General features: G+C 65.6%; 7 protein-coding genes and 4 pseudogenes. 6 read left to right on the forward strand and 5 right to left on the reverse strand.

The genetic code is table 11. The features are described 5' to 3' along the window. Window positions 1–50: 50 nt before the first annotated feature. A complete protein-coding gene (locus tag ACZ53K_RS42315; protein WP_468848386.1) occupies window positions 51–893 on the reverse strand; it encodes an IS5 family transposase in 843 nt (280 codons plus the stop codon). A 34-nt stretch (window positions 894–927) separates the two neighbouring features. Continuing rightward, window positions 928–1,152: pseudogene (locus ACZ53K_RS42320) on the reverse strand (hypothetical protein); the annotation flags it as partial. Between the two features lie 72 nt (window positions 1,153–1,224). On the opposite strand from ACZ53K_RS42320, the gene ACZ53K_RS42325 reads away from it, so the two are divergent. The 5 genes and pseudogenes from ACZ53K_RS42325 to ACZ53K_RS42345 all read left to right on the forward strand — a co-directional run bounded on the left by ACZ53K_RS42325 (window position 1,225) and on the right by ACZ53K_RS42345 (window position 5,140). Further along, the gene (locus ACZ53K_RS42325) at window positions 1,225–1,479 is read left to right on the forward strand and encodes a hypothetical protein (RefSeq protein ID WP_468848389.1); all 255 of its coding nucleotides are present in this window, start codon (window positions 1,225–1,227) and stop codon (window positions 1,477–1,479) included. Between the two features lie 22 nt (window positions 1,480–1,501). Further along, a pseudogene (locus ACZ53K_RS42330) lies at window positions 1,502–1,950 on the forward strand (RHS repeat-associated core domain-containing protein); the annotation flags it as partial. Between the two features lie 143 nt (window positions 1,951–2,093). After that, window positions 2,094–3,335 carry a ParA family protein gene (locus ACZ53K_RS42335; protein WP_468848392.1) on the forward strand — a complete coding sequence of 414 codons (1,242 nt, stop codon included), beginning with the start codon at window positions 2,094–2,096 and terminating at the stop codon, window positions 3,333–3,335. Next, window positions 3,332–4,426, forward strand: coding sequence for a ParB/RepB/Spo0J family partition protein (locus ACZ53K_RS42340; RefSeq protein ID WP_468848394.1), 1,095 nt, complete (start codon window positions 3,332–3,334; stop codon window positions 4,424–4,426). The genes ACZ53K_RS42335 and ACZ53K_RS42340 overlap by 4 nt, the downstream gene beginning before the upstream one ends. A 534-nt stretch (window positions 4,427–4,960) precedes the next feature. Beyond that, a complete protein-coding gene (locus tag ACZ53K_RS42345; protein ID WP_468848397.1) occupies window positions 4,961–5,140 on the forward strand; it encodes a hypothetical protein in 180 nt (59 codons plus the stop codon). An 883-nt stretch (window positions 5,141–6,023) separates the two neighbouring features. Here ACZ53K_RS42345 and ACZ53K_RS42350 read toward each other — a convergent pair. Then, window positions 6,024–6,359 (reverse strand): hypothetical protein, encoded by a 336-nt coding sequence (locus ACZ53K_RS42350; protein ID WP_468848402.1) that lies wholly within the window; start codon window positions 6,357–6,359, stop codon window positions 6,024–6,026. A gap of 180 nt (window positions 6,360–6,539) precedes the next feature. On the opposite strand from ACZ53K_RS42350, the pseudogene ACZ53K_RS42355 reads away from it, so the two are divergent. After that, a pseudogene (locus ACZ53K_RS42355) lies at window positions 6,540–6,665 on the forward strand (IS110 family transposase); the annotation flags it as partial. Between the two features lie 81 nt (window positions 6,666–6,746). On the opposite strand, the gene ACZ53K_RS42360 reads toward ACZ53K_RS42355, so the two are convergent. Further along, window positions 6,747–7,343, reverse strand: coding sequence for a hypothetical protein (locus ACZ53K_RS42360; RefSeq protein ID WP_468848400.1), 597 nt, complete (start codon window positions 7,341–7,343; stop codon window positions 6,747–6,749). A gap of 26 nt (window positions 7,344–7,369) precedes the next feature. Then, window positions 7,370–7,813 (reverse strand): annotated as a pseudogene (locus ACZ53K_RS42365) (ATP-binding protein); the annotation flags it as partial. Window positions 7,814–7,903 lie beyond the last annotated feature (90 nt).

Consider the following 7,903-nt stretch of genomic DNA (forward strand, 5'->3'; position numbering starts at 1 on the left):
AAGGGCAGCCACTTCCTCGCCTTCCTCGGGCTCGCCGCAGTCATGATCTGCTACAAGAAACTCGCCAAGACCGCCACGTGAGACACCGTCTTAAGGCGGTTGATGCCGCACTCGACCGCGTGGCGCTCCCGGTAGTCAACCGGGTCAAAACGTGGCGGCCGACCGCCACGGGATCCGAGCTTCCTGCGGTTACGGGCCTGGTCGACCTTGTCGGGGATGGTGCAGCGGATCCCCCGGCGGCGCAGGTAGGAGCGGTTCCTGCGCGAGGCGTACGCCTTGTCAGCGCGCACTCGATTGGGACGGACGCGCGGCCGACCCGCCCCGATGCGGGGTACGCGGACCTTCTTGAGCACCGGTTCGAACTGCGGCGAGTCCCCACGCTGTCCTGCCGTCACCACGATCGACATGGGCTTCTGCCCCTGCTCGACAGCCAGGTGCAGCTTGGTGGTGAACCCACCGCGCGAGCGTCCCAGGCCGTGATCACCGGGCTCGGTGAAGACACCGCCCGGCGGTTCCTTCTGCAGGTCACCCTGCTTCCGGGCTCCGGCAGCATGCTGGTGGGCTCGGCACACAGTGGAATCGACGCTCAGGTCCCACGTGATCGCACCCCTCGCGTCGGCCACGGACTGGAGGCGGGTGAGGACCCTGTGCCAGGTGCCGTCCCGCTGCCATCGGCGGAACAGGTCGTAGATCCGGCCCCACGGCCCGTACTCGACGGGTACGTCCCTCCACGGAACCACTGTCCGAACCCGGAACCGTATGCCGTCGATCAGCTGCCGTCGGGGCCAGACGGGCGGCCGCCCCGCCTTCATCCCCTTCGGCAACAACGGCTCCAACACCGCCCACTGTTCGTCCGTGAGATCCCCCCCCCCCGTGCCATGAACCGTGATCATTCACAGCTCAAGATCTACTTCCGATACACGGCCTAGGGCACTCGGCATCCACCGGACGGGACAGCACGGCCTTCGCCTGAGGCACCGGAAGCACCGTCTCGCCTTCGGAGTACTGGCACTTCCAGCCCTTCTCCGCGACCAGATCGAGTACCGCCTGCCAGTCCTCCACCGAGGTATTCGGGACACGCACGTCCGGCAGAGACCCCAACATGTCCGGGTCGAAGAAGCACTTCACGTCATCCCACAGCAGATCAGCCACCCCGCCATGCTGCCCGGCTCACCGACCCGACGCATCCCCGTTTCCCTTGACCAAAGGCATAGGGGCCCCGTAGTGGCGACGGCCACGAATCCGACGCCATCGCTCTGGCTCTCCCGGAGTACCGACTTCAGACAGAGCAGGGACATCATGAACCGGAACCGTAAGGTCAGCACCTTCGTGTTGGGCATCACCGGTGTTCTCGTGGGACTGCTCTTGGCCGTCATCGGCGTCGGGAAGTGGACGGCCCTTGCCGTAGCGCTGATCGTCATCGCTGTCATCACGGCGGTGCTTGTTCCGTGTATACGGGGTGCCCGCGGGAGACGCTGAGTACCGCACCGTGGGGACAAGGCTCACTGACGCCCTCGGCCCCGTCGTCGGCCTCGCCGATGAGACCGGTGCGAAGGTCAAGAGCTACGGTTACAGCCCCCGGGGGTGGCCGGCGCCGCCAACACTGAGCAGGCCCCGCAGCCCTACCGGTTGGTCGGCGGCTACCAGGACCCCACCGGCCTCTACCACTTCGGCGCCCGCTACTACGATCCCAGCGTCGTCCGCTTCACTCAGCCCGACCCCTCCGGCCAGGAGAGGAACCCCTACCTCTACGCCGAAGGCGACCCCGTCACCCGAACGGACCTCGAGACCACTGAACCTCTCGGCTATTACGTCGTAATAGGCGACGGTGTGTGGCAGGGAGGTTGGACACCTGTAGAGCCCGTCGTGTCGCGAGCAGCAGGAGACCGGACACCGCGAGATGCCCTACGGCGCCATCCACGCATGCCGCTTGGTGGGGCGTCTCCCTGAACGGTGGGGCAGGAGAGGCTTGTCGTGGCGAAGGGGCGAATGTGGCGAGCGGCCTATTACGGCGTAATACGTCAGAGCGATGCGGGAGCTTACCTAACGTGTCGGCGTGTCAGGTGCGCTCTGGCGTTAGTAAGGTATCGGCCATGACTTCCCCAACCTCTTCCGACCGCGAGAAGGTCGTATCCAAGCTGCCAGGGCTGCTGCGGCAGAACCTCAAGGTCCGCTCCGCCCAGCACGGCATCGAGATCCAGACTGCGGTCGAGCAGGCGATCACCGCTTGGCTCTCCCTCGCCTCACTCCCTCAGCAAGTTGACACCAGTAACGCCGACTCGTTCTCCACCTGGCTGCCTGAAGGCCAGTGGGATGAGTTCAAGGACAGCTGCAGTGGCCGCCGGGTCTCCCTGATTCAGGGCCTCGCCCAGTCGGTACAGCTGTGGCTCGACGCCAACCCCGCCCCCGACATCGAGCGTCCCGTCCACCCCCGGCGACGCGTCGTATGCAACCAGAAGGGCGGTGTCGGCAAGACCGCCGTCGCGGCCGGCCTCGGCGAAGCACTCGCCGAAGACCATGACGCCCTGCACCCGGTGCGCATCTCCAAGCACCTCGCGGCACTCCTGCAGGAACCGGGCCAGACGAACGACCCTCTCACGGTGGAGGAACTGCCCGGACCGGGCAAGCGCGTGCTGCTGGTCGACTTCGACCCGCAGCGCCACCTGACCAAGCAACTGGGACAGGAAGAGATCCCGATGGACAGCGAGAGCCTGTCCAAGCACATGAGCGGTGAGGCCAAGGGCGACATCAAGGACCTCGTCGTCCGGATCGCCGACGACCGGTTCGGTGGCCGCCTGGATCTTCTGCCCGGCTGCCAGGACGGCTTCCTCCTGGACGTCGCACTGTCCAAGGTCCGCTTTCGCGAAGCAGCACTCGAGCGGGCCCTGGCCCCGCTCGAGGCTGATTACGACGAAATCATCATCGACTGCCCGCCCAGCCTCGGGCTGAGCATGGACACCGCCATCTACTACGGCCGGCGCCGCGAAGAGGAGCCCTCCGGCGCCTCCGGTGTCCTCATCGTCGTCCAGGCCGAGGACAGCTCCGCCGACGCCTACGACCTGCTCGTCGCACAGATCGAAGACCTGCGCGACGACATGGGCATCGAAATCGACTACCTCGGCATCGTGGTCAATCTCTACGACCCGCGCCGCGGTTACGTCGCCATCTCCTCCCTCCAGGCATGGTTCGACATCAAGGACCCACGCGTGGTCGCCGTCATCGGTGACCTCACCGAGCAGCGCAAGGCCGTCCGCCTCAAGCAGCCACTCCTGTCGTATGCGCCACGCAGCGAACAGGCAGTCACCATGCGCGCCCTCGCTCGGGAGATCTCATGAGCCGCGTAGCAGACCAGCTCGGAACCGGAGCCTCCTTCGGCAACGCCAGGCCGATCAGCCGGCGCCGGGCCGCCGTCGCCGCAGCAACCGGGGCACCCACCGAAGGCGTCGCGCCCCCGACCAAACTCGCCCCCAACCTGATCAGCCTCAACCCGGACAACCCCCGCGAGACTCTCGGCGATCTGACTGACCTGGCCAGCAGCCTCAAGGATCACGGCCAGAAGGTAGCGGTCACGGTGATGCACCGTGACGCGTACGAGGCCGCCAATCCCGACAAGGCTGACGTCATCGAAGACGGCACCACCCATGTCGCCGTCGACGGCAGCAGCCGCGTGGCAGCTGCCCGGGAGGCCGGCCTGACCGAGCTCAAGGTGATGGTCGATGACACCCAGGGAAGCACAGCAGACGAACTGCTGGAATCCGCCCTCGTCGCCAATATCCACCGCAAGGACCTGGCCCCGATGGAGGAGGCCAACGCCCTGCAGCGTCTGATGGGGATCCACGGCTCCCAGGTGGCTCTGGCTCAGCGGCTGCACCGCTCTCAGTCATGGGTCTCCCAGCGGCTCGCCCTGCTGGACCTGGCACCGGAACTGCAAGACCGCATCGGTATCGAACCCATCGAGCTGCTGCGCGCAGTGGGCAAGAAGCCGGTCAGCCAGCAACCAGCCGAACTGGAGAAACTGAAGGCAGAACGGTCCCGCAAGGCGAGCGAAAAGCCCGCTCGCAAGAAGCCCGGACGCAAGCGCAAGGACTCCGCAGCTCCAAGTGCAGCCGGCGCCGGGGAGTCAGCTCATGGGCCCAGCGAGCATCGCGACTCCCCCGCCGACTCCGGCAACGGGCGCACCTCTGGCTATTACGGCGTAATACACGGCCAAGAGGCGAGCGGAAAGCAGCAGGGCGGTGAAGACGTACCGGCACCGCGCTCCGAGAGCGCCCTGCCAGCGGACCTGGTCACGGAGATGCCGTGGGGGAGCGGTACAGCGATGGCAGCCCTGATCGTTGAGCGGATGCTTCCCTCAGAGATCAGAGAGCTGAAGCTTCGCCTCAACGACCACGACAGCGAGTCCCACACCGAAAACCGTGAAGCTTGACACGGCGCCTGTGGCGATAGCGTCCGGCAGGGCCTTGCTGAGAAGCCCGGAGACAGGCCCTTTTGAGGCTGTCCCCGGGCTTCCCGGTGCGTACCGAGCCGCGTTCTTGTTTGCGTTGTCGGCCGCTACTTCGGCTGCCGATCGCCGAGACGCCGTCCCGGTACAGGACCAAGCGCCACACAGTTATCGGAGGTACCCTCCGATACTTCGCTGAGAGTGATCCTAAGCCCAGCCAGCCGAGCGCGGGTCACGGCTGTGGGTGACATGACTGCGCGCGATAGTCGGTCCGTGAGCACACCAGCTAAGGCCTGAGCGGGGTACTGACCTAACGAGACTGTGACTTTTCGCGACAGACGACGCTCCTGCCTACCCCAGACCGCAGCCACCCGAACGAGAAGGCAGCTTCGCGCCCGGGCAGAGACGGTCAGAAGCACGGGTTTACGGTGTACGGCATGGCTGATGGGGAGCAGGGCCAGGGGCGGGCGCCGGAGTCGATGTGGGAATCCTGCCTGAGCTACAGCGATGATCAACTAAGTGGGGAAGGCTGGCCGTACGGTGCCCACCGAGGAGTGGGCGCTGAAGCTGACGGAGCCGAACCGGCTCCTGGTCAATGTGTTGCTCGCGGCCGCCATCTACGAGCAGGCGTCAACGTTGGCTCTGATGGGGGCAGGGGCAACGATGTGTTGCTGTGCGCGCCGCAGGGCCGCGGTGTGACCCGGGCTGCACATCCACCGCGACGTGGTGACCGGCCCGCTGATCAATCAGCCGACGTCAGCCGATGGATCCCATACCAGGACTGACACCAACAGGAAGGACACATCAATGGGCGTCTACGTGGCGGTCAGAGGGTGGCTGGAGTGCGATGGGACGCAACTCGCCACCGTCCAAAGGATCATCTCGTCCCACGCGGACGATCACTACTTCAGCGGATAAAGCGCGCCGCGGCAACAGGTCAACTGGACCCGTTACGTCTTCTACGGCGCCGACATTCGCGAGTCGGCCCTGGACTGGTTCATGAACCAGATCAGAGAGATCACCCGGGTCCCGGCCTCCGACGACGACGGGGACCTTATCCGGGGCCTGTTCCTTGCCAGCCACGAAGTCGATGGGACGACTGAATGGCGTCCGTGACGGCCAGCTCGTCATCTCGCCAGCCGACACCAGACACCAGTACCTCGACGAGTAGCCCCACCCACTCCGAGGAGCCCCCTACCCGCCTCCACCATTAGCGGCCTGCCCCGCACAGACGATCGAAGCCCCCTGAGCGTCCATCGCCCGCCGCCGAGCCTCTCGCCCCGGCGAAGAGTACCTGCCCCGACCGAGGGGGAGTGGGACGCTTCCCTCGCTCACTTCGAGAAGTGGAAGGTGTCCATCGACACCTGCGCGCGCCTTCGGTCCCATTGCATTCATGAGCACGCTTGTTTATCCGAACTTTCCAGCTCACGGACCGACTGGGCCGATCGCGGGCGGAGTTGCTAAAAGTAGTGGGCAACAATCTCGGCGTCCGGGAGTATCCGGGCGTGTCGCGCCGCCAACTCCTGCCTGGTCGCTGGCCTCGATCAGTCTCCGGCTCGCACCATGAACACCGCGTCCCAACTCAGCCGGCGTCCAGGGCGTCTGCGCGCCTTGTCAGGTCCGCCGCGACGCGATCCCAGTCCGGTCCGTGCAGCCACAAGTTCTCGGCAGCCTCGCGCATCAGCGCTGGCTCATCAGGTCGCTGCAGGAGCACCAACCGGTAGGACAGGTTGCGAACCCAGACCGGCAGACGACCATCGACCACGTGCGTGCAGAGCTCACGGAGCATGGCAAGGATCGAATCCGCGTCAGCGAAAGTCAGTTCCTCGACGAAGTAGTGCTCCCGGTGGTCGAGGTCGCACTCAGGCGTCCCTACCTTGTTGATCGGGATGAGCGGGCCATTCGTAGGTTGGCTCACCCAGGGGCGCCGGGTATGGCTTTCAGGCGTCTGCCGTGGTTGTGGCTTCAGCCGATTCGCCGCCCGGCGCCCCACGACGACTCGGCTGCTCATGAGCAATTGCGGCACTGATCGCTCAGTAGGGACTCGACGGCGAGGTCGTCCGTGGTACCTGTTCGAACACGACCTGCGGAGAAGCGAGTGACAGCGATCTGGGCCGGTACCGACGCCGGGAGGACCCATCACCACTGCGTGGCAATCGACGACGCGGGCAGGCGGCTGCTGTCCCGGCGCGTCGCCCACGACGAGCCCGAACTGCTCAAGCTCCCTGGTGTCGGCGTACTCCTGTGAGTGCTCCATCAAGTACGGAGATACGTGCACCAGCAGGGAGGCCGGGCGCCGACCACGTCATCGCGTCGGCATGGCGGTGGCTGGGCGGTGAACCTCGAGGATGACTGCGGTGCCGGCCACGGTTCGGTCCTCGTGCATGGTGATCTGCTGGGCGGGCTGGACGTGCGTCCAGTGGGAGGGAGTGAGGGGCACGAGGCGAACCGTGGCTCGCCCGCCGGGCTCCAGAACGGGCATGTTCTCCACCCAGAGCCAAGCGATGCTGACCGCACGTCCACCGGTGGGTGAGAGGTGTCCGATGTCCCACATGGGTCGCAGAACACCGGCGCCGGAGATTGGCGTCGTGCGTCGCGACTCGGCAGCAGGACGGAGCGTCAGGTCCGCCCGAATCACACCGTTGCGGACCTCGGAGCACCGCCAATGGCACCAAGCCGAGCTCCGCTCCAGCCGGAGCTGCTCAGCCGCTTCGGCGAGCTTCTCCCAGAACGCCAGAGGGAGCGAGCGAGTATCCCCGAGCTCTTCCAGCAGGCCCAGGGCGATCTCCCACTCGTCGTGGACGAGGTAGTCCCAGATGTCTCGCACCGTGATGTCGTTCTCGGTGGCGGTTTCTTCCGGAACCAGTAGGGAGGCTGATTCGAGCAGCTCAGGGACGTCCATGCGCTCATTGTCGACCACATGAGCTATTAGGCGGCGGTGTCCTGGTCTCGCTCGATGGCGGCGAGCCGGTTCTTGAGTCGGTAGCTGGGGCCGTTGATGGAGATGACGTCGCAGTGGTGCAGGAGGCGGTCGAGGATGGCGGTGGCGAGAACTTCATCGCCGAACACCTGTCCCCATTCGCTGAAGGTCTTGTTCGAGGTCAGGATGATGGAGCCCTTTTCATACCGCTTTGAGATGACCTGGAAGACCAGGTTGGCCTCCGCGCGTTCGAGGGGCTGGTAGCCCACTTCGTCGACCACGAGAACGGCCGGCCGCAGGTAGCTGCCGAGTTTGCTGGTCAGCCGTCCGGCGGCCTCGGCGGTCTTCAAGTTGCGGACCATGTCGTCGAGGCTGGTGAAGTAGATCGAATACCCGGCCCGGCAGGCCGCGACCGCGAGAGCGACGGCGATGTGTGTCTTGCCTACTCCCGGCGTTATCGCCGGTTCGATCACAATCTGAGCTTGTTTCTGCATCTCAGAGTGTCCTTTCGATCGATGTGACGTGGTCAGCAGGGGCCGATG

It is taken from the genome of Streptomyces sp. NPDC033221 (assembly GCF_055577005.1).